Origin of the sequence: Pseudomonas luteola NBRC 103146 (assembly GCF_002091675.1) — a bacterium.
Taxonomy (GTDB): domain Bacteria; phylum Pseudomonadota; class Gammaproteobacteria; order Pseudomonadales; family Pseudomonadaceae; genus Chryseomonas; species Chryseomonas luteola.
In genome coordinates this window covers 18,289-41,318 of record NZ_BDAE01000031.1, presented here as the reverse complement: position 1 = coordinate 41,318, position 23,030 = coordinate 18,289, and the positions used below count along the sequence as shown (strand labels likewise).

Genomic DNA, 23,030 nt, shown 5'->3' with positions numbered 1-23,030 from the left:
CCGACCTGAATACTCTCGGCAACCTGGTAAACGGACTTGGCCAAATCAACCGCTATGCGTTTCATTGCACCTCTCCCAGCGAACAGTCACCACTGTGTTATAGAAGAAATGTGGTGCAGGGAGAGTCCATTACAGCCTTCAAGTTTGTTCGCTTCGTTTACTCTAGCGCGCCCGCGCGCGCCTTAACCTGTCCGTTAGGCTAACTCTTCTATGGCGCAGACCTCTGAACTTGATGTATTACCCTTGCTAGAAAAAATTATTACTGCAAACTCTCCGGTTAGTTTGGCTATTTTAGTCTTTGCTGCGGTTATATGGATCGCAGGTGGCAATCTTCTTATTAGTTACCATTTTCGAAGGGTTGGGAATAAGCGACCAAGGCTTTTTCCATTTAACAACTTCAATCGTTTTGAATGGGCTGTCTTATTAGTGCTTTTGCTTACCGTCTTTGCCTCGTTTCTTATTGCATTATCAATCAATGAGAAGTAACAGCAGCCTAATAAATGGTTCAAACTTTTCGCTTCGCTCACTACGAGCTAAAGCACATCCCTTAGGCTATTCAGATTTGAATAAAGCCAGCATCTGACCGCTAACGCTGAGCAAAAGCATAGGCTTTTGTACTATCTCAACCACACAACAATTCCCTGTCATGGATGGCCGCTATCTCATACATCGTTAAGTCTTTACACAAACAAAAAAAGCATTCCCAAAAGTTCCATTCCAAGGGATGATCTTCTCATAATCATGTTCCAGAACATGAATCTCAAAGTACGGCTGCAATAACGTCTGTAACTCGTTGAAACTTACAGCCACCATAGGGTGTTCGTCGTGCCATACCTGGCGCTCATCAATTGTCGTTTTTTCGATGCGAAGTTTCAACGATTGCTGCTCACCCTCTCCCCTGTAATTCCAACATGAGCTAAAGCTGAATAAACCTTCAGGGTGATTGACGGTGTGCGATACAAATGAGCTGTTGTCGATAGTGTTCTTGTTGACTGCGTTGAAGCAGAAGATGCCATGATCGGCCAATGCGCCATATACGCTGGCGATACAGGCTTTCAGCCTTTCAACGCTTGCGCTGTAATGAATGGAATACAAAAAGCAGGTAATGAGATCGACCGGCTCTTCTACCGTGAAGCTGCACATGTCCTGCAAGGAAAACTGAGCTTCAGGGCAGCGAATGGATGCTCTATCCAGCATGGGCTGATTGATGTCGAGCCCAGCGCTTTGATAGCCAGCATCAATAAAATGCCGAACATGCGGCCCTGTTCCGCAGGCCAGATCGAGATGCCTGCTTCCGCCACTCCCGAATAACTGATGCAGCCGATGAACGCAGTGGCTTTGCGCCTGATAGTTGATATCGGCGCACATGAGATCGTAGTAACCCGACAGGTCGGTATAGAGGGCGTTGCCGGGCATGATGACCTGATTTGAGTGCAGCGTTGGGGGGCGCGCATCATATCCGAAGCGGGTCATCGTAAGAATGGGCGCTGTGGAAGTAAATCGGCCTTTACGAGCCTATTGTGCGCGATAGCGAGCTTGACTCGCATCGCTTGGAGCGCTCAGAGCAGCATGCTAGATGCCTTGCTGGCTTAACGTTTAAAGAATCTGTCATCCACGCCCTATACCGTAACCCTGGTAAGCAGCGCGTCTCCAGACCGTGTTCAGGCAAGAAGTATTGAAGCACTCTCCTTCACTCAAGCTTTATATCACCCCGGAAACGCTCCGCCTCAACAGGAGAGCCAAGATGACAAGGAGCGCTGATGCCCCTTCGAAAGATCAGCTTATTCGTGACCTTACCAAGGCCCGTACCGGCCTGATCCACACCTATGTAATGCATGTTGTGTGGTTTGTGGTCATGTGTGTGTTCTTCACGTTGCAGTGGGAAAAGCACGGTATGCAGGCGTCAGTTCTGCTTACACTCGTCACGCTTCCACCTGTGCTGTTCTACACCGTGCGGGTTCACAGGCTCTGCCGCAGCATTGATCCCAAGGCGCGTACGGTCGGGCTGATGACCGCGTTGATCACAACATTTGTGTTGAGCCCTTTTGAATCAGGACTGGTTCTTCCAGCCAAGAACCTGATGGCTGCAAACAAGATTCTCAAGGCTCATCAGCAGGTGACGACTCTGGCTCCTGTCGCCAAAACAGCCAAACAGCTGGGGCAAGCCTGAGCGGTCTACCTTTACCAGATACCATGCCCGGCTCTTACCCGACAAAGGCAATGACTCATGATCTCTGTCGATATTGACGGCTACCGCTTCCAGGTGCGTGCAGCGGCCGTTGTGGAACACGACAACCATATTCTGCTACACCGAGGCGTGAATGACTCATTTTGGGCATTACCTGGAGGCCGGGTTGAGCCAGGTGAAAACGCCCAGGCCACACTTGTTCGCGAAATGATGGAGGAGCTTGATGAGCCTATCGTCTGTGGCGAGCTGCTTTATTTGGTTGAAAATTTCTTTAATTACCTAAACCAGCCAAATCATGAAATCGGCTTGTACTTCCGGGCACAGCTTCATAGCCACTCTGCCCTTCTTGATACATCACGTAGCTATAACGGCATTGAGGCTAGAACTCGGCTGGAGTTTCGATGGTTTCCCAGGGCATCCCTTCGTGATGTAGACCTGCGCCCTGCCTTTTTGCGTGAATCGCTTTCCTTATCGACGCTTAACTTTCAGCATGTTGTGCAGCGAGGTTAAAACCTGCTTGGCTATACCCTTTCTCCCCTGAGCAACGTGTACGGTTGGTTTTGCACTCATTTGGCTTGCACGTTAAGCCGTGCCACCCCATTTCACTACCTACCTTAGTAGCCTCATAGCCTCGCGCCGCTTCGATTGCGTCTATAGTGGAAGAGCCGCGTATCGCGGCATCACCTGAAGCAGACAACTCGAATAAGGAATTGCTGAGTGAGCATGTTTAGTCGACGTCGTATTCTGGCGTCCATGGCAGGAGGGGCTGCTGGCCTCGCGCTAATCAATCTTCAAGGGTGCTCGTCGTTCGGGTCAGGCGGTTCTGGCCAGACCAACGATTGGGCCATGGCCGATGCGATCCGCCGCAAGACCACCGTCCCCCGCTTTCCAAACGTAGACTTCGATATCCGCCGCTATGGCGCGGTAGGCGATGGTCGTACCGACAACTCCAAGGCTTTTGCCGCCGCCATTCAGGCCTGCTTCGCTGCTGGCGGTGGTAGGGTACTGGTAACCGGTGGCGATTACCTGACCGGCCCCATCCACCTCAAGTCCAATATCAATCTGCATATCGAAGAAGGTGCGAAGATTCGCTTCACCACCGATCCCAAGGCTTATCTGCCTGCGGTATTTACCCGCTGGGAAGGTATGGAGCTAATGGGTTACTCCCCACTGATCTACGCGTACCGTCAGAAGAACATTGCTATTACTGGTAAAGGTGAGCTGGACGGCCAGGCCGACCGCACTACGTGGTGGCCTTGGAAAGGTAACAAGGAGTGGGGTGTGGAGGGCTATCCTTCTCAGGATGCCGGCCGCGAAGCGCTGATGAAGGATGTGGAGGCTGGCGTACCGCCTGAGCAGCGAATGTATGCCGAGGGGTATTACTTCCGCCCACCCTTCGTGCAGCCTTATCTGTGCGAGAACGTGCTGATCGAGGATGTGCGCATCGTACGGGCACCCTTCTGGCTCTTGAATCCAGTGCTGTGCGAAAACGTGACCGTGCGCGGCGTGCACCTGGAAAGCCTGGGCCCGAACTCGGACGGCTGCGACCCTGAGTCCTGCCGCAACGTAGTGATCGAGAATTGCTTCTTCAATACCGGTGACGACTGCATTGCCATCAAGTCCGGACGTAATGCGGATGGGCGCCGGATCAATCGACCTGCCGAGAACATTGTCATCGCCAACTGCAAGATGGAGGCAGGCCATGGCGGTGTCGTGATTGGCAGCGAGATCTCGGGCGGCGCACGAAACATCTTTGTCGAGCATTGCAGCATGAGCAGCCCTGATCTGGAGCGCGGTATCCGCTTCAAGACTAACTCCATACGCGGCGGCGTAATCGAACATATTCGCTATCGGGATATCACCATTGGTGAGGTCCAGAATGCGATCGTCATAGACTTCCACTACGAGGAAGGCGATGCCGGGAAGTTCGACCCAACGGTGCGCGATATCGAGATTCGCAACCTCGTCTGCCAACGTGCCGATCAGGTGTTTCAGGTTCGCGGCTTCGAACGAGCACCTATAAAAGACCTACGACTGGTGGATGTTCATTTCCAGAAGGCAGGTGGCATTGGTGTGCTTGAGCACGTGGAGGGTCTGACTGCACAGAACGTCACCATCAACGGGCAACCGTTTACCAGATAGCGGCATAAGATCAGGGCGGGTCGGATAAGTCCCGCCCTTTTCGTGCATCCCAGGTAAACTAGTCTTCTTTTCTGACGTTTGCCTCTCCTCATGACTGACTCCATTCGCCTTTCCAAACGCCTCATTGAACTGCTGGGCTGCTCGCGCCGTGAGGCTGAGCTGTATATCGAAGGGGGTTGGGTAACGGTCGATGGCAACGTTATCGACGAGCCGCAATTTCAGATTCACGCCGAAACGGTGGCATTGCTACCAGGCGCTTCGGCTACCCCGCTGGAGCCGGTAACGTTTCTGGTCTATCAGCCCGCTGGCATCGCCTCATTGCCAGACGCTGACAAGCATCTGCTTAGCCGTGAAACGCACTGGGCGGAAGACCCAAGCGAGCGACCGGTGCTCAAGGGGCATTTTGCTCGCTTAAAGCCAGGGCTGGCATTACAACCCGGCGCGGAAGGGTTGGCGGTTTATAGCCAGGACTGGCGGACGCTGCGCAAACTGACTGAGGATGCAGCCAAGCTTGAACAGGAATATGTCGTTGAAGTCAGCGGTGAGCTGGCGCAGAACGGGCTGGAACGCCTCAAACGCGGTCATACCCATAAAGGCCAGACACTTCCTGCCTGCAAGGTCAGCTGGCAGAGCGAGACACGCTTGCGTTTCGCCATGAAGAATCCCGAACCTGGAATCATTCAGCGCCTTTGTGAAAGCGTTGGGCTAAAGGTAGTCAGCATGAAGCGTCTGAGAATAGGCGGCGTTTCGATGGGCAAGCTCCCCTGGGGGCAGTGGCGCTACCTTTCACTTCAGGAACGCTTCTAACCGCGCTGCTCTTTACGTCTTTCACGCTTACCCAAGGATCACCCGCATGCTCAATAACGATGTATTACGTAGCGTTCGCTACATGTTGGATATCAATGACCGGAAGGTTGCCGATATCTTTAAATTGGCTGGCAAAACGGTCAGCTCAGATGACATTACCGCCTTTCTCAAGCGAGATGATGAGGCCGGGTTCGAGCTGTGCCCGGACGAGTTGATGGCCAGCTTTCTGGATGGTCTGGTCTTCCACCTACGCGGCAAGGACGAGAGCCGCCCCGCCCCTCCGCTTGAGCTGCCGGTTACGAACAACCTGGTGATGAAAAAGCTACGCGTGGCCTTTGAGCTCCGGGAAGAAGACATTTTGCAGATTTTGCAATCCGTAGACTTCACTATCACCAAGCCAGAGCTCAACGCGGTGTTTCGCAAGTTTGGACACAGCAACTACCGCACCTGTGGCGATCAGTTATTACGAAATTTCCTGAAGGGCCTGACGTTACGCGTGCGAGGCTGACCTACCCGTAGCAACCGTATTCCGCCTTATGAATCAGTAGTCTATTTCATGCGCATCCACGAAGTTCAAAACCGCCTTGCCGACCTCGGCGCCAAACCCATGCACATCGGACGCGTCAGTCGCGCCTGGCTGAAAGGCCTGCCACTCGACACCGGGACACGGCATCAGCAAACGGAAAACTTTCTGCCGCTGACCGTTCGTGAAGGGCTGCCTGAGCTTGCCCGCACACTTGACGGGCTTGCTCGATTGAAATCAGAGCACCCTGCTGCCGATGGCTCGGCGCGCCTGCTCGTAGAGCTGGCCGATGGGCAGATGGTGGAAAGCGTACTGTTACCTCGGGATGGTCTGTGCGTCTCTACACAAGTGGGATGTGCAGTAGGCTGTGTATTCTGCATGACGGGCAAGAGTGGTTTGCTGCGCCAAGTGGGTAGCGCTGAAATCGTGGCCCAGGTTGCGCTGGCTCGTCGTTTCCGGTCGGTCAAGAAAGTCGTCTTCATGGGGATGGGCGAGCCGGCCCATAATCTGGACAACGTACTGGAAGCGATCGATCTGCTCGGCACAGAGGGCGGCATCGGCCACAAGAACCTGGTGTTTTCAACCGTGGGGGACATGCGCGTATTTGAGCGTCTGCCTCAGCAAACCGTCCGTCCAGCCCTGGCGCTCTCGCTTCACACGACCCGTGCCGACCTGAGACAACAGCTACTGCCCAAGGCCCCCCGGATAGATCCGGAAGAACTGGTCGAACTTGGCGAAGCCTATGCTCGTCAGACGGGTTATCCCATCCAGTATCAGTGGACGCTCTTGGCCGGCATCAATGACAACCAGGAAGAGCTGGACGGCATCCTGCGCCTGCTCAAGGGCAAGTATGCCGTTATGAACATGATTCCCTACAACAGCCTGGAAAGTGATGATTACCAGCGGCCACGCAGTGAGCGTATCGTTGAGATCGTTCGCTATCTCCACAGCCGTGGTGTACTGACCAAAGTCCGTAATTCAGCCGGTCAGGATATCGAGGGCGGTTGCGGGCAACTTAGAGCGCGCGCCGTGCAGACCGTTGACAGCAAGCGGCTGATCAAGCGGGTCCGCTAAGCGCCACCCCGCCCTGGCGGCACTACCTTACCGCTTTACACATGGACATCTTTTTGCCTGAGGCCTGCTCACTGTAGACAGGCTCGCAGCAATAAGGATGTCCATGAAACTCTCCCCATACGATTATTGCCCCTTCTGCGTCCGTGCCGATATGGTTGCTAACTACAAGCAGGTCGAGCGCGAGAAGATCTACCTTTCCAATGATGACGAAGCTACCTGCTTCGAGCTGATCGGCGCAAAAAAGGTGCCTATTCTCCAGCTCAACGATGGCAGCCGCATGGGTGAGCGTCTTGATATTGCCTGAAAGCTGGCTGAGCTGGGCAACCTAGAGCGTGTCATACGCACCGGAATTCGTAACCCAATCGGGGCGCGATTATTTTCAGCTGCGCAAGGAAGCGATGATTGAGCGCTCATTTGAGCAGGTCCTTGAGGAAATACCCCCTCCACAAGCAAAGCGCAGAAAAAATGCTTGTAGGGCTAAAGGTTTTGCCCATACCGGCAGATAACGGTAACACCCTTAGCTGGGACGACGTACTGATCTATCCAACGCTGCGCAACCTGACGATGGTCAAGGGCCTGGCTATGCCACCCCATGTAAGCCACTACGTTGAGTCCGTAGCCGCACTTACCGGCGCGTACACCTACTACGACAGCGCCTTGTAAGCAGTCGTTTAAGGCAAAGTGTTTCATCTGCCGGTGCGAAGAGATAGGCCTGTACACGTCCTGTGCAGGAAGGAAACCTGTTAGCTCAAAGGCCTCTGCCCTGGCAGACGCAAAAAGGATCTGTACGATGCCGGATATCGATATCCATCAAGACCCCTTCGTTCAAGGCCTGAAGGAGCGCTTGCCCAGCGACCTGAAAGAGTCGTTCACCGAGGAGCAGCTCCAGGCGCTCAAGGTTGCGTTTGGCGCCCGCCAATGGGGAAAGCATGCGGTTGACCTTCGCGCCACGTTCAAACTGTGGCGCTGGCGGTACTACTGTGTGTTCCTGGTTGGCCGCAACCGCCGTGATCTGTCCCGGCGCCAGCATGAGCTGTCCCAGATGGCTAAGGCGTTCGTGATTGCTGTTTTCCTGCTGTTTAGTATCGCGGTTGGCTTGGTAATTCTCTATCTGATCAAATCGGCCCTGAACATCGATATCTTCCCCAACTTCTCGTTTGGTGTGTGGGACTGGTTCAAGAGCCAATTCAACTAGTCCACCTCTGGTAAGACAGCGCTTCCCTTAACCCTAGGGCAAGCGCTGCCTTGCCATGCCTGCTTGAATCACCCCTTATCGCTCAAATCGATTTTTATATAAAAAAACATCACTTTTAAGCATATACGGGTGCTGTTATCGTGGGCATATCTGATAAGAACGCGCAGTCGTGCGCGCACAGCCTTAGCCTGAGCAGGATTTTTAATGTACGTATACGACGAATACGACCAGAGGATCGTCGAGGAACGCGTCAAGCAGTTCCGCGATCAGACCCGCCGTTATCTGGCTGGTGAGCTTTCAGGCGAAGAGTATCGCCCACTCCGCCTGCAGAACGGCCTGTATATCCAGCGCTACGCCCCCATGCTGCGTATCGCGGTACCGTATGGCCTGCTCAACACCAAGCAAGTACGCAAACTGGCGCAGATCGCCCGCGACTACGACAAAGGGTATGCCCATGTCAGTACGCGCCAGAACTTTCAGTTCAACTGGCCTGAGCTTGAAGAGATTCCGGATATTCTGGCCGAGCTGGCTACGGTGCAGATGCATGCCATCCAGACCAGTGGCAACTGTATTCGTAACACGACAACCGACCAGTTCGCCGGTGTAGCGGCGGACGAGCTAGTCGACCCACGTCCCTGGTGTGAGATCATCCGCCAGTGGTCGACCTTCCATCCCGAATTCGCCCACCTGCCACGCAAGTTCAAGATTGCCGTGAACGGCGCCAAGATGGACCGTGCCGCCATCGAGGTTCATGACATTGGTCTTGAGGCAGTCAAGAACGAAGCGGGCGAGCTTGGCTTCCGCGTGTTGGTAGGTGGCGGACAAGGCCGTACGCCTTACGTAGGTGCGTTCATCAAGGACTTCCTGCCCTGGCAGCATCTACTGACCTATCTGGAAGCGATCCTGCGCGTCTATAACCGTTATGGTCGTCGGGATAACAAGTTCAAGGCACGCATCAAGATCCTGGTGAAGGCGCTGGGTGAAGAAGCTTTTGCCGAGAAGGTCGAAGCGGAATGGGCGCATCTTAAAGACGGCCCTAGCACCCTGATCGAAGCAGAAGTCGAGCGCGTGTCCAAGTTCTTTGTTGATCCGGCTTATGAAGCGCTCGAAAACCAAAGCGAGGCCTTGGCAAAGCTGGACGCCGAGAATCCGGGCTTTGCCCGCTGGAGAAGCCGCAACACCTTCCCGCACAAGAAGCCGGGTTACGTAGCGGTAACGCTATCCCTCAAGCCCACCGGCACAGCGCCTGGCGATATCACTGACAAGCAGCTCGACACCGCTGCCGATCTGGCGGACCGCTACAGCTTTGGCGAGCTTCGTACGTCCCATACGCAAAACATCATACTGGCAGATGTCCGTCAGGATCAGTTGTTCACGCTGTGGAACGAACTGCGCGAGAATGGTTTTGCGACACCAAATGTGGGCCTTTTAACGGATATGATCTGCTGCCCAGGCGGCGATTTCTGTTCGCTGGCGAATGCCAAGTCCATTCCGGTGGCCGAGTCGATCCAGCGCCGCTTCGATGATCTGGACTATCTGTTCGATATCGGTGATATCGACCTGAACATCTCCGGCTGCATGAACGCCTGCGGGCATCACCATGTAGGCCATATCGGTATTCTGGGCGTAGACAAGAAAGGCGAAGAGTTCTACCAGGTGTCGCTCGGCGGCTATGCCGGTCGTGACGCCAGCCTGGCAAAGATCCTGGGCCCCTCCTTTGCTCAGGACGAAATGCCGGATGTGATCGAGAAGATCATCAATGTTTACGTCGATCAGCGCACCGAAGATGAGCGTTTCATCGATACCTACCGCCGTATTGGCATCGACCCCTTCAAGGAGCGCGTCTATGCAAAGAATCATTAAGGGACGTGAGGTCGTTACCGATAACTGGCACCTGCTGCCAAAGGAAACCACCTTCGAGGAAATTCCCAACAGCGATAACGTCATCATTCCCGCTGCGCTCTGGCTTGAGCATGGTCATGCCTTGACGACACGCGACGGCGGGCTGGGCGTTTGGCTGGATAGCGATGAAGAGCCGGAAAGCATTGCTGATTCCCTGGAGCATTTTCAGGTAATCGCCATTAATTTTCCGGCCTTTACTGACGGTCGCGGCTTCAGCTACGCGCGTCTGCTGCGGGAGCGTTTTGGTTACAAGGGAGAGCTTCGCGCCATTGGCGATGTGCTCCAGGACCAGCTCTTTTTCATGCAGCGTTGTGGCTTTGATGCCTATGTGATCCGTGCAGATCGTGATCCAGAAGCAGCCCTGGCAGGCCTGGACGATTTCACGGTTGCCTACCAGAGCGGTGTAGATCAGCCCCAACCGCTTTTCCGGCGACGCTTGGCCTGATGAAAAAAGCCCCGTATTAGCGGGGCTTTTTTATAGGCTATGTATTCATTGAAGATTGACGAGTGCCCGTCCGATCATTTTACCTGCCAACATCTGATTGATAGTGCCTAGCAGATCATCAAGCGGTACTTCTCGTGTGATTTCATCCAGCCCCTCCAGCCTCCACTCTGCCGAAAGCTTTTCCCACATGGCTGCTTTTACAGATAGGGGCAACTCTACCGAGTCTACCCCCAGTAAATTGACACCACGCAGAATGAACGGAAAGACCGATGCCTTGAAACCACTGCCAGCCGTCAGGCCGCAGCTGGCAACGCTTGCGCCATAGCTCAGGGACTTCACGATATTGAACAGGATGTCACCGCCCACGGTGTCTACCGCGCCGGCCCATTGCTCTTTTAAAAGCGGCTTTTCAATACCATCTAATACCGTGGCACGATCCAGGATCTGTTGTGCGCCAAGGTGATGGAGAAACTCGGCCTGCTCCAGCTTGCCTGTGGAAGCCGCTACTCGATAGCCCAGCTTGCTCAACAACTTGATGGCAAGGCTTCCAACACCACCACAAGCACCCGTTACCAGAACAGTACCCGCTTCCGGTACCAGGCCTGCATGCTCAAGCTTGTCGATACACAACCCAGCCGTCAGGCCTGCTGTACCCAGCGTCATGGCCTCACGTAGCGACAAAGCCTCAGGCCGCTTGATCACCCAGGCAGCAGGAACACGAATGTATTGCCCGAAGCCTCCCGGCGTATCCATGCCAAGGTCATACCCCGTCACGATGACCTCGTCGTCTTCTTTAAACTCATCCGACTGAGATTCGACCACGATACCGGCCGCATCGATACCAGGGGTATGAGGATAACGCCGTGTAACACCGCGATTACCAATCGCCGACAGGGCATCCTTGTAATTGAGCGAGGAATAACAGACCTTGATCAGCACCTCGCCAGCGGGCAGTTCATCGATACGGCGCTGGATGACCTCTTGCTGGAATGCCCCATGAGGGCCTTCCGTAATCCAGAGCGCCTTGAAAGTATCCATCTACCTTCTCCTAATCGTGATGCCTGAAAACCTGGGCATTACTGCCAGGGGCGATGCTGAGTGAATCTACCCCACCATGTCGTAACCAGTCGGTCGACAGTGGCGCTGGCAAACAGACCTACGCGCTCAGGCAATGTCTTTCTTTCAATAAAGCGAACCTGGAAAAGCTCTGCCACTTTGGCTCGCTCGCACAGGTACTCGTCACTGGTCTTGAGTTCATCAACCAGACGCTTACCCAATGCCGATTCACCGAGCCATACCTCTCCTGTGGCCACCTCATCCATGATCAGTTGCGGGCGATACCGATTCACGAAGTTCTTGAAGAGTTCATGGGTTTTCTCTAGGTCTTCCTGGAATTTCTCGCGCCCTTTTTCCGTATTTTCACCGAATACCGTCAAGGTGCGCTTGTATTCGCCAGCCGTAAGAACCTCATAATCGACATCGTGCTTTTTCAGCAGCTTGTGCACGTTGGGTAGCTGGGCAACAACACCGATCGAGCCCAGAATGGCGAATGGCGCACTCAGGATGCGGTCACCGATACAGGCCATCATGTATCCGCCACTGGCAGCAACTTTGTCGACACAGATCGTCAACGGAACACCTGCCTGACGGATGCGTGCCAGTTGCGAGGCTGCCAGCCCATAGCCATGCACCATGCCTCCACCGCTCTCCAGACGAACAACCACTTCATCCTTGGAAGTTGCCATCGTTAATACGGCCGTCACCTCATGGCGCAGTTGCTCAGTGGCAGACGCCTTGATGTCGCCATCGAAATTCAGCACATAGACGTGACTCTTGGCAGCCCCTTTCTTGCGATTGGCCTTTTCTGCTTTCGCCTCCTCCTTGCGCATCGTCTTGAAGCGTTCCTTGTCAAGGACGCTCTGCTGCAAGCGGAGCCTTAGCGATTTGTAGAAATCATTCAGTTTCTGGACTTCAAGGTGTCCTCCCGTGGCACGCTTGCCTTTACTGCGTGGGGCAGCGATAAAAATCAGCACCGCCATGATGGCAATGACAACCGTAACGGTCTTAATTAGAAAACTGGCGTAATCCGCAAAAAAATCCACATGCTCTCCTTACTGTCGACAAGCCTTCCGCTCATCCACGACTCTTGATCCACTAAGCATACTCATGGCTACGCTTGCCAGCCAGCGGGACACCCAGGCAACTATAGCGTATTCAAACAACCGTATGATTTTCCATTGACAGCGAACACTAGCCACCCTACTCTCGATTCATTGCCGCTGATGAGCGGCTGGGCTAACCGCGGACGCGTCCGCATTCACGTACGACCCCTAAGGATTCCGCATATGAGCAGTGCTGACATCATCGAAAACCTGAAAAGCAAGTTCAATCCTGATGCGGCCGCCGGCCTGGATCTCACTTATCAGTTTGACATCGAAGATGGTGAGAATTATCACCTGGTTGTGAAAGATCAGACTTGCGACGTCAAGGCAGGCAATGCTGACGAGCCGGATTGCACGCTCATCATGACTACCGACACGCTCAAAGGCATCGTTTCTGGCGAAACGGATGGCATGCAGGCCTTCATGGCTGGCAAGGTTCGCGCCGAAGGCAACATGATGCTGGCCATGAAGCTCAGCGAATTGTTCCCTAACTAAGCACGTGAAAGCCGAAGCATGCTCCGGCTTTTTTATAGCGGAGAAATGACATGAGCGCAGCGTTCGATCTTACCGGCAAGACAGCATTTGTCTCTGGCGCAAGCCGCGGCATAGGTGCTGCTATCGCCCATTTGCTCGCTGCGCAGGGTGCTCATGTCATCGTATCCAGCCGCAAGGCCGACGGCTGCCAATCGGTTGCAGACGCGATTAACCAAGCTGGCGGTCAGGCAACCGTCATACCCTGCCATATCGGGGACCTTGATCAAATCAGGCAGACGTTTATCCACATCGGTGAGCGCTTTGGCTCTTTAGATATCCTGGTTAACAATGCCGCTATCAATCCGCAGTTCGGGCATATTCTCGACACGGACGCCGAGGCATTTCAAAAGACGGTTGATGTCAATATCCGCGGATATCTGTTCATGTCCATCGAGGCGGGCAAATTGATGCGCCAAGCCGGCACGGGCGGAAGCATTATTAACATAGCCTCGGTCAACGGCGTTTCGCCGGGCCTCATGCAGGGTGTTTACTCCATCACAAAGGCGGCGGTTATCAACCTCACCAAAGTCTTTGCCAAGGAATGCGCCAGTTTTGGCATCCGCTGCAACGCCTTGCTTCCCGGCCTTACCGATACACGCTTTGCATCGGCACTGGTCAATAACCCCTCCATCCTCAATCTGGCGCTTCAGCAGATTCCGCTCAAGCGTGTCGCACAACCGGACGAGATGGCTGGCGCAGTGCTATACCTTGCCAGTGATGCGTCAAGCTATACCACCGGTACGATCCTAAACGTCGACGGTGGCCTCTTGGCATAACCGCCTGGGCTTTCTAACCCCTCCGTTATTAGGCACTATACGGCCCGCCCCGCCGGGATAGCGGTCTTGTCGAGCTGTAGTTATGCCTTATGATTTTGCGCTTGAACCCATCACACTTATTATCCTCGCGGCCGTTGCCTTTCTTGCAGGCTTCATCGATGCCATTGCTGGCGGAGGCGGCCTGCTAACGGTTCCCGCCCTGCTCCTTGCTGGCGTGCCTCCTCACTTGGTACTGGGTACGAACAAGCTGAGTTCGACCTTTGGCAGCGCAACGGCAGCCTATACGTTCTATCGCAAGAAACTGTTTACGCCTCTCAAATGGAAAAATGCCCTGAGCGCTACCGCACTGGGCGCAGCCGTCGGTGCAATTGGCGCACATTATCTTCCTGCACATTGGCTGGACCGGCTACTTCCGCTCGCCGTATTCGGATGCGGTATCTACCTGCTGTTTGGTCGGCTGCCTGAGGCTCCGCTGGATGCTGATGCTCAGATCCCTCGGAAGCGGCAATGGCCACAAGGGTTGGGACTGGGGTTTTACGATGGTTTGATCGGACCAGGCACGGGCGCTTTCTGGACGATCAGCACACTCATTCTCTACCGGATCGATCTCGTCAGGGCCAGCGGCGTAGCGCGCACGATGAATTTCGTCAGTAATGGCGTAGCCCTGGCGGTGTTTATCTGCCTTGGCCAAGTGGTCTGGATGCTTGGACTGACCATGGGTATTTCGCTGATGTTTGGCGCCTACCTGGGCGCCCATACAGCCATAGCCGGAGGCGCAAAATTCATACGCCCCCTGTTTATTCTGGTCGTACTGGCACTGACGGCGCGTTTAGTCTGGCAACACTGGTTCGGGCATGCCTAGCCTGCGTGCGATATAAAGCTCTATGAGGAAACGGGCAATGGACTGTTTGGCTGGCAGCTGGGGCAGATTATCCAGCTTGAACCATTGGGCATCTTCGATTTCCTCCGGCTGGCAAACAATATCTCCGCCAGCATACTCGGCATGGAAGCCCAGCATTAATGAGTGAGGAAAGGGCCAGCTCTGACTTCCCAGGTAGTGCAGGTTCTTGACGTCGACGGCGACCTCTTCCTTGACTTCACGCGCCACGCACGCCTCGATGGTCTCACCTGGCTCTACAAACCCAGCCAAGGTACTGTAAACGCCCGGTGCGAAGCGCGGAGAGCGCGCCAGTAAGACTTCATCATCCCGAGTAATCAGCACAATGATACTGGGTGACAAGCGTGGATACTGGGTCAGGCCGCAAGCAGGACAATTAAGCCCGCGCTGCCCTTTGATGATCACAGTAGGCGTGGCGCAGCGGCCACAGTAACGATGGTCGTTCGCCCAAGTGCCAATCTGTGCGGCATAACCCAACATCTTGAAGACGGCATGCTCGGCCTTGAGCATCAACGGACGAAGAGGCTGCCACTCATAACCTTCAAGTTCGGGAGCAGACACGACTTCATACAAGGCAACAGCCTGGCCATCGAAATAGCCCAAGCCGTAGATACCGGATGCTGTCAGCTCTTTTAAAAACGGAGAACTCTGAGAAAACAGAACATTGTCTTCTCGGGTCAGAAAACCCATCGGACTATGGACAATGATCAAACTATCAACACTGCCTGACAGGTCCAGGCAACCCGGCTCCCAATGACTCATGCTGCGGCAACAGGCCTCCACCCTAGGGCACTTACACTCTCTGTAGCCAGCTCGAGGATATCGGGCTGCCCAGAACGGGACGCCATTGCACCGCTTTCAAGGAAGAACTCGATGCTGCTCAATGCATCCGCCAGTACTTCGAGTAGCGAAGCAGTCGGCATGTTCAAATTATTCACCATATGCGCCTGAATATACTGGGCGCAGATACCAGTCAGCTCCGCCGCACGGGCATGCTCCAGAAACAACAGAGCACCTCTCACGTTATGCAGCGTTGCAGGGACATTGGCCAGGTGTATGGCTTCACCCCTGGCGTCCAGATACGCCGAAATGGATTGCTTGGCATTGGAAAGCCCTGTCTTGGCTTCAGCCAGCAGCAGCATCTGGGCCTCGTTCAACAGGTGGTTGCCAAACGACTCGCCCTCCTGCCCTGGCGACGCGGGTACTGGGCAGGTTTCCTTGTCGGTTTCGTGCTCAAAACAGGAAACCAAGCTTTCCACATAAAGGATGGCATCGGCGAGATTGTCGAGCTGCACCTGTTCCACCGCTCCGGCTTTGGCCCACTGATTCAGCACGGGCAAATGTGCTTGCAGGGCTTGACCCGCGGAAGGCTGTCCTACCATGATCAATGTCTTCGCCAGAATACCCAGCTGGATATAGAGTCGGGCATACGCATCAGGCTCAGCCACACGCCGTTCTACAAGATCCAGCAGTTCCTTAACGGTTGCCAACTCTTCATGAATCGCTTGCGAAAGCGATTGCATAACCGCCTGGCTTGGTCCTGTCAGCCTGCGATATTCTCTGTCGAGCATCGCGTCGGTATAAGGCAGCGTATCGATGGAGAACGCTTCTCGCAGCTCTTCAGCGCGGGCACCCGAGCTTTCCGACAAGGCGATAAGGTACAGGAGATCCTTCAGGATACTACGAGGCGGTTCGTACTCCGGTACCGTCAACAGCTGACGGAGCTCACGGTCAAGACGTGAAAACAGCTGCTTCCGGGTCCGGTGAAGTAGCAGGTCGCCCTCTCGAAAAGCTTCAATGGCAGCAGCACCGACCCAACACAGCCTTGCTCCCGCTTGATCACATAAAAGATGGTCGAGGCGCGTCAGTGCACGCTCCATCAAGTTGAGGCTCGCCTTGGGGTTCTGCTCCTTAAGCAGGCCCAGCAAGCCAATCTGATACATTTGCCGCATGCGACGCGCCAGACCGCGCTGCTCGTTGAGAGACAAGTCATCAGTACGTGAGACAGGGTTACGCGGCAGATCCAGCCGGACCGTGAAAAAATAGCATTCAGGTAACGCGGGTTGCCCCGTCACGCGACGCAACTCGTTAATAGCAGGCAGTAACAGCTCCGGCATTTCTTCATAACGGCTGCGGAACTGCTCAAGGTAACGACGCAATACATGCAGGGCGTGACAGAGCGCCATCAAATGGTCGTCACGTTCTGCGCCAGCACCTGCCGGAATGTCAGTCACCAGCTCAAATGTTTCGTGGGCGAGCAGCTCGGCTCCAGCCAGCTCAATAAGGGACAGGGCGCCGCGAATCTGATGAATGCACTCGACGGCACGCTGGAGCAGACTACTGCAGTGCCGCTCCATAATGAAACGCTCTAAATTCTGTTCAGCCTGATCGATGGTCGCGAACAATTCGTCGCGCACCAGACTCAGTGCTCTCGCTCCGGTAACCATACCGTCAAACGCCTCCTGCGCTACATCCGCTTGCCATCAGTCCGGAAACTCCGGAGTTTGCCTGCTCATTTGCGCCGCCAATGCGATACGCAAATCGGTTGATTGCAGCATTGCCGCATTCCATGTGGCGATGTAATCCAACCCCTCATCTACCCGATGATCACGCATATAACCAATCATCGTCTTAGTACCGCGTATAGCCAGCGGTGATTTGGCAGCGATGGTATGCGCCAATGAAAATACGTCTTCCATCATCTGCTCAGCCGTTGCATAGATACGGTTGACCAGCCCCATGGAATACGCTTCCTCACCACTGAAAGATCGCCCTGTGTAAGCCAGCTCTCGCAGCATGCCTTCACCGATCAGATGAGGCAGGCGTTGCAATGAGCCCAGGTCAGCCACCATGCCTAGATCAATTTCCTTCAAGGCAAATTGAGCTCCGGCTGTGGCATAACGCATGTCGCATGCGGCTATCAGGTCAACAGCGCCACCCAGGCAATATCCCTGGATAGCAGCCAGAACCGGCTTGCGACACTGATCGACTGCGTTGAAAGACGATTGAAGTTCAAGAATCTTGGAGCGTAATAACTCCGAATTGCGGCCTACGTCACGTCCAAGCTGACCGGCGGTCTCGCCAAGTAACGAAAGGTCTATACCGGAAGAAAAATGAGGACCTGCGCCTGACAGCACAACGGCCCGTACTGAACGCTCCTGATCGGCCCAATGAAAGAGACTGCGTATCTCCTGCCAGAACTCGGCGTTCATGGCATTGATCTTTTCGGGTCGATTGATAATCACATGAGCGACCTTATCGACACGCTCAAGACGGAACGCGCTGAATTCTTCCATCTGCTCCTCTTCCAAGCTGGAACGATTCTCGAAAACGGGGTAGCGGACAATCAAAAGCCGCCTTGCCTTGATAGCGATATGCCGCTACTCATACTGCGACTTTAGTCACATCATAAAGCAATACGGTTCAGTTGATAATTCGAAATATTTGCACTGATGTGCCAAACAGGCGTTTCCGAGCGTCTGCGTGACATTTTGACAGGAACTGTTCAGCTGGAAAGGCATAGCGATAGGGAAACAACCTTGGCAGTTCGCCTAAACCGCCAAGGTGTAAAAGAGGTTAATGCTGGGTGGCTTGCTCTTCCATCTGAGCCCATAACGCTGGGGCGCCTGCAGACTTCTCAATGGCAGCCAGACGCGCAGCATGATCGGCCAATTCAGCCTCACTTGCCGTGATGACTCGTGTCCTGGCACGGTCCATTGGCAGACGGCGAATCGGGCTGATACCGCTGTCATTTCCATTACCTTCCTGTCCCTGCCCGGCAAGGGATAGGGAGGTCTGCCCACCGGTCATGGCCAGATAAACATCGGCCAGGATCTCAGAGTCCAACAAGGCGCCGTGCAGCTCGCGGTTCGAGTTATCCACTCCATAACGCTTGCACAGCGCATCCAGGCTATTACGCTGACCTGGATGACGCCCACGCGCCATCATGAGAGTATCGAGTACCGTGCAATGATCTGTAATCTCTGCCCACTCAGGTCGATCACCTAGCAGACGAAACTCGTTATTGATAAAGCCGATGTCGAACGCGGCGTTATGAATGATCAGCTCAGCGCCCTTGATAAACTCAAAGAATTCTTCTGCAATGTCACGAAAGCGCGGCTTGTCCGCCAGGAACTCACTGGTGATGCCGTGAACGGCGATAGCACCTTCGTCAATCTCGCGATCAGGATTGAGGTAGACATGAAAATGCCGGCCCGTCAGTCGACGACCAATAACCTCAACACCACCAATCTCGATGATTCGGTGCCCGTCGGTAACGGGCATACCGGTTGTTTCCGTATCGAGTACTACGCTACGCATCTAAAGTCACCTATCACACTGTCCGCAGGGCACGGATCTCATCAACACCACGATTAGCCAGCTGGTCAGCCCGCTCGTTACCGTGATGCCCGGTATGTCCTCTTACCCACTCCCACTCGACTTCATGTCGAGCCACCTGGGCATCGAGGGCTTGCCACAAATCGGCATTCTTGACCGGCTGTTTGGCAGCGGTTTTCCAGCCGCGAGCCTTCCAGCCACGCAACCACTCTGTGATACCACGCATCACGTATTCGGAATCTGTCACGATTCGTACGTGACATGAACGCTTGAGCGCTTCAAGCGCGCGGATGGCGGCCATCAGCTCCATTCGATTGTTGGTCGTAACGGCCTCCCCGCCCCACAATTCCCGCTCGTTGCCCTTGTAGACCAGCAAGGCACCCCAACCGCCAGGGCCAGGATTTCCCTTGCAGGCACCGTCCGTGTAGATCTCTACGATGTCACTCATTCGTTCCGCTCGTTTCGCGACGGCTCACCTTGGCAACCGGCATGGGAATCAGCTTTCCACGGGGTTCACGGCGGGTCTGTGGCAAGGGACGAAGCCCGACCATCAGCTTGCGAGCCGACAATAAATAGAAGCCTGCACCTGGCGAGGGCTCGCCTTCCCGATTGCGCTCCAACCAAGACAAACGATTCTGCCAAACCGGCGAAGAAAGCGGCGGACGATAACACCCGAACCGACGTTTCTCCAACGCGAATCCCAGCAATGCCAGCCAATCAGCTACACGGCTGGCACCAATACAACGGGCCTTGCGAAACGCGTCGCGGGCAAAATAATGCCTGACACCCCAGGTACTCCAAGGGTTGATACCAAGAATCAGCAGATGCCCACCGGGCCTTACGCTAAGGGCAGCCTCTCTCAACAAGCGATGGGGTGAAAGACAGAAATCCAGACCGTGCTGGAGCAACACCACATCTGCTGCATTTTCACCCAGTGGCCAGGCACCTTCTTCGCAGGCGATATCGACACCTGGCAACGGCGGCCCGAGACGCACACCATGACGTAACTGGTCTGCGCCTGGCGGGATCTTCAAGGAGGGGCCATAGTGGACTAAATAACCTCCAAAGTGGCGCTTCAGCTCCTCGGAAAGCAGGCGCTCCTCTTCCTCAATCATTAACTGGCCCAACGGACCATCAAGCCACTGGCGAGCCGAGCGCATCAGCGTCAACCAACGCTCATCAGCTTGGGCGAATGCGTCATTTACCATATGCTTTTCCTCCAGAGGTGCTATAGAGCACCTGGATTTAGAGACGCTTGAGCACCAAGGCGGCACCCTCGATACCAAACAGCAAGTGTCCCCGACGATGGACAGCAATCTACAGACTTTAAACAGTTCTACACATGAAGACTGTATCTTTTCATGATTGCTTGCAGACTTCCGACAAGCGATAAACGCACGACACTGCTTTAGTGCTCGCTTCTCAAACTCATAACCGCCTAATATGCAACTTTGCACATCTAACGGTAGTTACCGCACATGATTCAGATAGACGCCCTTCCCGCCTTTTCCGACAACTACATCTGGGTGTTGCAGGATCCGTCTTCCAAACGTTGTGCCGTGGTAGATCCAGGCGATGCTGCCCCTGTCCTTGAATGGCTGGAACGGCATCCCGAATGGACGCTTACAGACATTCTTCTCACTCACCACCATCACGATCACGTAGGCGGTGTGCAGGCGCTCAAAGGAGCGACAGCGGCCCACGTCTACGGTCCGGCACTGGAAGGCGTACCCTGTCTGGACACCGCACTTAATGAAGGCGACAGCCTTGAAGTTTTTGAGCGCCCCTTTCACGTCCTGCATGTTCCTGGACATACCTTGGGCCATATTGCCTATGTTCGTACCGGCGCTCAGCCTTTGCTGTTCTGCGGCGATACTCTATTTGCAGGCGGCTGCGGCCGATTGTTTGAAGGGACACCTGCACAAATGCATGACTCGTTGCGTAAGTTTGCTCAGCTTGCGCCCACGACCAAAGTGTACTGTGCACATGAATATACGCTGAACAACTTGCGTTTTGCTCATGCCGTAGAACCGACTAATAACGAGCTGACCAAACGATACAGGCAGGTAGAGGCCATGCGCGAGCGAGGCGAAATGACGCTCCCCTCTACCCTAGAGCTAGAGCTTGCTACGAACCCGTTCATGCGCTGTTCAACCCCTTCTGTCAAACGCGCTGCGGACGAAAGAAATGGCTTTCCAACCCGCTCGGAAGTAGAGGTTTTCACTACCTTACGCGCATGGAAAGATCATTTCTGAGGACTAGTCAATCTTGACCCTGCGGAGCGGCATTCCTAGAATCGCGCAAATTTTTCCGGGGATGCACTCAGCTAATGCCGCCACAGCCGCCACATAATGCCGACGTAGACGGACTGGCTCGCACCGCGAAACTTTCTGCTCTTTTCCTTGCTGTCTTCCTGGCGGGCTGTCAGGGAATGGCGCCTAAAGACCAGGAACGCTATCTCCCAGAAGACAGCCTGAGCAGCAATATCAATATGCATCGGGAGCCCGAGTGGATAAAGCTCGGCACCCAGAACAAGGCACCCAAGGATATCTGGGATCGCATGCGCAGTGGCTTTCAGCTGCAAAGCGAAATCGGCGTAAATCCTCGTATCGAGCAGCAGCGGCTCTGGTATGTCAGCAACCCGACCAATATCGAAAAATCGGCTAACCGGGGCGGACTGTACCTGCACTATATTGTCGAAAGGCTTGAAGAGCGGAATATGCCCCTTGAGCTTGCCCTGCTTCCGATTGTAGAAAGCTCCTTCAACCCCTTTGCGCTTTCACGCAGCGAGGCGGCCGGGATCTGGCAATTCATTCCCACTACCGGGCGCTATTTCAACCTGCAACAGACTCGCTGGTACGATGGACGACTGGATATCACAGCGTCTACCAACGCAGCGCTCGATTATCTTTCCAAGCTCCACGATATGTTCAATGGCGACTGGCTACTGGCACTGGCAGCCTATAACGCCGGCGAGGGTACTGTAGGTCGCGCCATTGAACGCAACCAAAAGCTTGGATTGCCTACTGACTACTGGAACCTGTCTTCGCTTCCACAGGAAACACAGGACTACGTACCCAAGCTGCTGGCCGTTTCCCAGCTGATCATGAACCCGGAATCATACGGCATCCAACTGGACTCGATTGCCAACGAGCCCTATTTCGAAGTCGTCAAGATCAAGCAGCATCTGGATCTTGCTAAAGTTGCCAAGCTGGCTGATCTCGATGAGGACGAACTATATCGCCTGAACCCGGCGTATACCCGTCGGGTTACCATGGACGGACCCAAACAGCTCTTGATTCCGGCAGAAAAAGCCGAGTTATTACTCGAAAACCTGGCGAACGAATCCTCTGAAGCGATCGTAAGATGGCAGGAATACACGGTGCGCCGTGGTGATAGCCTGGGCGCTATCGCCAATCGCTACAGCGTAAGCACTCAACAGATCCTGTCACTCAACAAGCTGAAGTCCAGCCGACTGGCTGCAGGCCAGAGACTAATGATTCCTCGCGTATCAGGTAGTATTTCACCGGTCACTAGCCAGAAAGACGTTGCCGCCCTTGTTGAGGAGCCGGTGACTCGTACCTACCGGGTCAGAAGTGGCGATAATCTCTGGACCATCGCTCGCGACAACAAGGTCGAGCTGGGCGACCTGAAACGCTGGAACAATTTGGGCAAGCAGGGCCTTAGGGCAGGCCAGGTACTCAAGCTCTATGGCGCACCGGTGAAAGCAAGCAAGCTAGCCAACAGCAGCAAATCGCGCCAGAACGTGACGTACTATAGAGTCAAGCCTGGCGACTCGTTGTACATGATTGCTAAACATTTCAATGTACAACTGCAATCTATCCAGCAGTGGAATCCCAAGAGTGGAAAAAACCTCACGCCTGGCCAAACCTTGACTTTGTATCTCGATTGATGGGTCTTGGTGCGTCACAGGCAGTCATATACGTCTCTTTTTCCTGCTGAAGCGAACTGGTACCGTTACTGCTCAACGCCTTACAGAAAGAGTTCTGCCTGGCCGTACAGCTTATGATCAAGCCAGCCTCTCC

General features: G+C 54.4%; 27 protein-coding genes. 18 read left to right on the top strand and 9 right to left on the bottom strand.

Annotated elements, in window-relative coordinates; translation table 11 throughout:
- Both PLU01S_RS26025 and PLU01S_RS22365 read left to right on the top strand, forming a co-directional pair.
- Positions 1 to 203, top strand: a 203-nt coding sequence (locus PLU01S_RS26025; protein WP_218019573.1) for a hypothetical protein, incomplete at its 5' end; no start/stop codon positions are given.
- 7 nt (positions 204 to 210) lie between these two features.
- Positions 211 to 486 (top strand): hypothetical protein, encoded by a 276-nt coding sequence (locus PLU01S_RS22365; RefSeq protein WP_074824019.1) that lies wholly within the window; start codon positions 211 to 213, stop codon positions 484 to 486.
- 186 nt (positions 487 to 672) lie between these two features.
- Here the strand turns inward: PLU01S_RS22365 and PLU01S_RS22360 are convergent, their stop codons facing one another.
- A complete protein-coding gene (locus PLU01S_RS22360; protein ID WP_074824397.1) occupies positions 673 to 1,416 on the bottom strand; it encodes a class I SAM-dependent DNA methyltransferase in 744 nt (247 codons plus the stop codon).
- A 328-nt stretch (positions 1,417 to 1,744) separates the two neighbouring features.
- Here PLU01S_RS22360 and PLU01S_RS22355 point away from each other — a divergent pair, with 328 nt between their 5' ends.
- The 11 genes from PLU01S_RS22355 (at position 1,745) to PLU01S_RS22305 (ending at position 10,276) form a co-directional block, all read left to right on the top strand.
- Positions 1,745 to 2,170: a hypothetical protein gene (locus tag PLU01S_RS22355; RefSeq protein ID WP_074824014.1), complete on the top strand. Its 426-nt coding sequence runs from the start codon at positions 1,745 to 1,747 to the stop codon at positions 2,168 to 2,170.
- A 57-nt stretch (positions 2,171 to 2,227) separates the two neighbouring features.
- Positions 2,228 to 2,698 carry an NUDIX hydrolase gene (locus tag PLU01S_RS22350; protein WP_074824012.1) on the top strand — a complete coding sequence of 157 codons (471 nt, stop codon included), beginning with the start codon at positions 2,228 to 2,230 and terminating at the stop codon, positions 2,696 to 2,698.
- 213 nt (positions 2,699 to 2,911) lie between these two features.
- Positions 2,912 to 4,330, top strand: coding sequence for a glycoside hydrolase family 28 protein (locus tag PLU01S_RS22345; RefSeq protein ID WP_074824009.1), 1,419 nt, complete (start codon positions 2,912 to 2,914; stop codon positions 4,328 to 4,330).
- A 90-nt stretch (positions 4,331 to 4,420) separates the two neighbouring features.
- Positions 4,421 to 5,137 (top strand): rRNA pseudouridine synthase, encoded by a 717-nt coding sequence (locus tag PLU01S_RS22340; protein WP_074824006.1) that lies wholly within the window; start codon positions 4,421 to 4,423, stop codon positions 5,135 to 5,137.
- A 46-nt stretch (positions 5,138 to 5,183) separates the two neighbouring features.
- The gene (locus PLU01S_RS22335) at positions 5,184 to 5,645 is read left to right on the top strand and encodes a YehS family protein (RefSeq protein ID WP_074824003.1); all 462 of its coding nucleotides are present in this window, start codon (positions 5,184 to 5,186) and stop codon (positions 5,643 to 5,645) included.
- Positions 5,646 to 5,693: 48 nt separating this feature from the next.
- The gene (locus PLU01S_RS22330; RefSeq protein WP_074824000.1) at positions 5,694 to 6,734 is read left to right on the top strand and encodes an RNA methyltransferase; all 1,041 of its coding nucleotides are present in this window, start codon (positions 5,694 to 5,696) and stop codon (positions 6,732 to 6,734) included.
- A 103-nt stretch (positions 6,735 to 6,837) separates the two neighbouring features.
- Positions 6,838 to 7,038 carry a glutathione S-transferase N-terminal domain-containing protein gene (locus PLU01S_RS22325; protein WP_083397852.1) on the top strand — a complete coding sequence of 67 codons (201 nt, stop codon included), beginning with the start codon at positions 6,838 to 6,840 and terminating at the stop codon, positions 7,036 to 7,038.
- A gap of 98 nt (positions 7,039 to 7,136) precedes the next feature.
- On the top strand, positions 7,137 to 7,397 hold the full coding sequence (locus tag PLU01S_RS22320) for a glutathione S-transferase family protein (protein ID WP_083397851.1): 261 nt from the start codon (positions 7,137 to 7,139) through the stop codon (positions 7,395 to 7,397).
- Between the two features lie 127 nt (positions 7,398 to 7,524).
- Positions 7,525 to 7,929, top strand: a complete 405-nt coding sequence (locus PLU01S_RS22315; RefSeq protein ID WP_074823998.1) for a 3-phosphoshikimate 1-carboxyvinyltransferase — start codon at positions 7,525 to 7,527, stop codon at positions 7,927 to 7,929.
- A 204-nt stretch (positions 7,930 to 8,133) separates the two neighbouring features.
- On the top strand, positions 8,134 to 9,792 hold the full coding sequence (locus tag PLU01S_RS22310; RefSeq protein ID WP_074823995.1) for a nitrite/sulfite reductase: 1,659 nt from the start codon (positions 8,134 to 8,136) through the stop codon (positions 9,790 to 9,792).
- The gene (locus PLU01S_RS22305) at positions 9,776 to 10,276 is read left to right on the top strand and encodes a DUF934 domain-containing protein (RefSeq protein WP_010794851.1); all 501 of its coding nucleotides are present in this window, start codon (positions 9,776 to 9,778) and stop codon (positions 10,274 to 10,276) included. Before PLU01S_RS22310 ends, PLU01S_RS22305 begins: the two co-directional genes overlap by 17 nt.
- 45 nt (positions 10,277 to 10,321) lie before the next feature.
- Here the strand turns inward: PLU01S_RS22305 and PLU01S_RS22300 are convergent, their stop codons facing one another.
- Together PLU01S_RS22300 and sohB are read right to left on the bottom strand one after the other, a co-directional pair.
- Positions 10,322 to 11,314, bottom strand: coding sequence for a YhdH/YhfP family quinone oxidoreductase (locus tag PLU01S_RS22300; RefSeq protein ID WP_074823992.1), 993 nt, complete (start codon positions 11,312 to 11,314; stop codon positions 10,322 to 10,324).
- 38 nt (positions 11,315 to 11,352) lie between these two features.
- The gene (sohB, locus tag PLU01S_RS22295; protein ID WP_074823990.1) at positions 11,353 to 12,378 is read right to left on the bottom strand and encodes a protease SohB; all 1,026 of its coding nucleotides are present in this window, start codon (positions 12,376 to 12,378) and stop codon (positions 11,353 to 11,355) included.
- 243 nt (positions 12,379 to 12,621) lie between these two features.
- Between sohB and PLU01S_RS22290 the strand changes: the two genes are divergently transcribed.
- The 3 genes from PLU01S_RS22290 (at position 12,622) to PLU01S_RS22280 (ending at position 14,610) form a co-directional block, all read left to right on the top strand.
- Positions 12,622 to 12,933, top strand: coding sequence for an SCP2 sterol-binding domain-containing protein (locus PLU01S_RS22290; RefSeq protein ID WP_074823987.1), 312 nt, complete (start codon positions 12,622 to 12,624; stop codon positions 12,931 to 12,933).
- A gap of 50 nt (positions 12,934 to 12,983) precedes the next feature.
- Positions 12,984 to 13,748 carry an SDR family oxidoreductase gene (locus tag PLU01S_RS22285; RefSeq protein ID WP_010794855.1) on the top strand — a complete coding sequence of 255 codons (765 nt, stop codon included), beginning with the start codon at positions 12,984 to 12,986 and terminating at the stop codon, positions 13,746 to 13,748.
- Between the two features lie 82 nt (positions 13,749 to 13,830).
- Entirely contained in the window at positions 13,831 to 14,610 is a 780-nt protein-coding gene (locus tag PLU01S_RS22280) for a TSUP family transporter (protein WP_010794856.1), read from the top strand.
- Here the strand turns inward: PLU01S_RS22280 and nudC are convergent.
- The 6 genes from nudC to PLU01S_RS22250 form a co-directional block, all read right to left on the bottom strand.
- Complete coding sequence (gene nudC, locus PLU01S_RS22275; protein ID WP_074823983.1) at positions 14,578 to 15,408, bottom strand: NAD(+) diphosphatase; 831 nt, start codon at positions 15,406 to 15,408, stop codon at positions 14,578 to 14,580. The genes PLU01S_RS22280 and nudC overlap by 33 nt on opposite strands.
- A complete protein-coding gene (locus PLU01S_RS22270; RefSeq protein ID WP_074823979.1) occupies positions 15,405 to 17,093 on the bottom strand; it encodes a FimL-related protein in 1,689 nt (562 codons plus the stop codon). Before PLU01S_RS22270 ends, nudC begins: the two co-directional genes overlap by 4 nt.
- Positions 17,094 to 17,129: 36 nt before the next feature.
- Positions 17,130 to 17,942 (bottom strand): crotonase/enoyl-CoA hydratase family protein, encoded by an 813-nt coding sequence (locus tag PLU01S_RS22265; protein ID WP_074824395.1) that lies wholly within the window; start codon positions 17,940 to 17,942, stop codon positions 17,130 to 17,132.
- A gap of 280 nt (positions 17,943 to 18,222) precedes the next feature.
- Entirely contained in the window at positions 18,223 to 18,966 is a 744-nt protein-coding gene (dnaQ, locus tag PLU01S_RS22260; RefSeq protein ID WP_074823976.1) for a DNA polymerase III subunit epsilon, read from the bottom strand.
- Between the two features lie 13 nt (positions 18,967 to 18,979).
- Positions 18,980 to 19,432: a ribonuclease HI gene (rnhA, locus tag PLU01S_RS22255; protein ID WP_010794861.1), complete on the bottom strand. Its 453-nt coding sequence runs from the start codon at positions 19,430 to 19,432 to the stop codon at positions 18,980 to 18,982.
- A complete protein-coding gene (locus tag PLU01S_RS22250; RefSeq protein WP_010794862.1) occupies positions 19,425 to 20,192 on the bottom strand; it encodes a methyltransferase domain-containing protein in 768 nt (255 codons plus the stop codon). Before PLU01S_RS22250 ends, rnhA begins: the two co-directional genes overlap by 8 nt.
- A 270-nt stretch (positions 20,193 to 20,462) precedes the next feature.
- Between PLU01S_RS22250 and gloB the strand changes: the two genes are divergently transcribed.
- Entirely contained in the window at positions 20,463 to 21,239 is a 777-nt protein-coding gene (gene gloB, locus PLU01S_RS22245) for a hydroxyacylglutathione hydrolase (protein ID WP_074823975.1), read from the top strand.
- A gap of 74 nt (positions 21,240 to 21,313) precedes the next feature.
- Positions 21,314 to 22,897 carry a LysM peptidoglycan-binding domain-containing protein gene (locus tag PLU01S_RS22240; protein WP_074823972.1) on the top strand — a complete coding sequence of 528 codons (1,584 nt, stop codon included), beginning with the start codon at positions 21,314 to 21,316 and terminating at the stop codon, positions 22,895 to 22,897.
- Positions 22,898 to 23,030: the final 133 nt, after the last annotated feature.

Excerpts from the sequence above, each read along its gene's own strand:
- PLU01S_RS22365 (WP_074824019.1), top strand. The coding sequence starts at position 211 with ATGGCGCAGACCTCTGAACTTGATGTATTACCCTTGCTAGAAAAAATT.
- PLU01S_RS22360 (WP_074824397.1), bottom strand. The coding sequence starts at position 1,416 with ATGCCCGGCAACGCCCTCTATACCGACCTGTCGGGTTACTACGATCTC.
- PLU01S_RS22355 (WP_074824014.1), top strand. The coding sequence starts at position 1,745 with ATGACAAGGAGCGCTGATGCCCCTTCGAAAGATCAGCTTATTCGTGAC.
- PLU01S_RS22350 (WP_074824012.1), top strand. The coding sequence starts at position 2,228 with ATGATCTCTGTCGATATTGACGGCTACCGCTTCCAGGTGCGTGCAGCG.
- PLU01S_RS22345 (WP_074824009.1), top strand. The coding sequence starts at position 2,912 with ATGTTTAGTCGACGTCGTATTCTGGCGTCCATGGCAGGAGGGGCTGCT.
- PLU01S_RS22340 (WP_074824006.1), top strand. The coding sequence starts at position 4,421 with ATGACTGACTCCATTCGCCTTTCCAAACGCCTCATTGAACTGCTGGGC.
- PLU01S_RS22335 (WP_074824003.1), top strand. The coding sequence starts at position 5,184 with ATGCTCAATAACGATGTATTACGTAGCGTTCGCTACATGTTGGATATC.
- PLU01S_RS22330 (WP_074824000.1), top strand. The coding sequence starts at position 5,694 with ATGCGCATCCACGAAGTTCAAAACCGCCTTGCCGACCTCGGCGCCAAA.
- PLU01S_RS22325 (WP_083397852.1), top strand. The coding sequence starts at position 6,838 with ATGAAACTCTCCCCATACGATTATTGCCCCTTCTGCGTCCGTGCCGAT.
- PLU01S_RS22315 (WP_074823998.1), top strand. The coding sequence starts at position 7,525 with ATGCCGGATATCGATATCCATCAAGACCCCTTCGTTCAAGGCCTGAAG.
- PLU01S_RS22310 (WP_074823995.1), top strand. The coding sequence starts at position 8,134 with ATGTACGTATACGACGAATACGACCAGAGGATCGTCGAGGAACGCGTC.
- PLU01S_RS22305 (WP_010794851.1), top strand. The coding sequence starts at position 9,776 with ATGCAAAGAATCATTAAGGGACGTGAGGTCGTTACCGATAACTGGCAC.
- PLU01S_RS22300 (WP_074823992.1), bottom strand. The coding sequence starts at position 11,314 with ATGGATACTTTCAAGGCGCTCTGGATTACGGAAGGCCCTCATGGGGCA.
- PLU01S_RS22290 (WP_074823987.1), top strand. The coding sequence starts at position 12,622 with ATGAGCAGTGCTGACATCATCGAAAACCTGAAAAGCAAGTTCAATCCT.
- PLU01S_RS22285 (WP_010794855.1), top strand. The coding sequence starts at position 12,984 with ATGAGCGCAGCGTTCGATCTTACCGGCAAGACAGCATTTGTCTCTGGC.
- PLU01S_RS22280 (WP_010794856.1), top strand. The coding sequence starts at position 13,831 with ATGCCTTATGATTTTGCGCTTGAACCCATCACACTTATTATCCTCGCG.
- nudC (WP_074823983.1), bottom strand. The coding sequence starts at position 15,408 with ATGAGTCATTGGGAGCCGGGTTGCCTGGACCTGTCAGGCAGTGTTGAT.
- PLU01S_RS22270 (WP_074823979.1), bottom strand. The coding sequence starts at position 17,093 with ATGGTTACCGGAGCGAGAGCACTGAGTCTGGTGCGCGACGAATTGTTC.
- PLU01S_RS22265 (WP_074824395.1), bottom strand. The coding sequence starts at position 17,942 with ATGGAAGAATTCAGCGCGTTCCGTCTTGAGCGTGTCGATAAGGTCGCT.
- dnaQ (WP_074823976.1), bottom strand. The coding sequence starts at position 18,966 with ATGCGTAGCGTAGTACTCGATACGGAAACAACCGGTATGCCCGTTACC.
- rnhA (WP_010794861.1), bottom strand. The coding sequence starts at position 19,432 with ATGAGTGACATCGTAGAGATCTACACGGACGGTGCCTGCAAGGGAAAT.
- PLU01S_RS22250 (WP_010794862.1), bottom strand. The coding sequence starts at position 20,192 with ATGGTAAATGACGCATTCGCCCAAGCTGATGAGCGTTGGTTGACGCTG.
- gloB (WP_074823975.1), top strand. The coding sequence starts at position 20,463 with ATGATTCAGATAGACGCCCTTCCCGCCTTTTCCGACAACTACATCTGG.
- PLU01S_RS22240 (WP_074823972.1), top strand. The coding sequence starts at position 21,314 with ATGCCGCCACAGCCGCCACATAATGCCGACGTAGACGGACTGGCTCGC.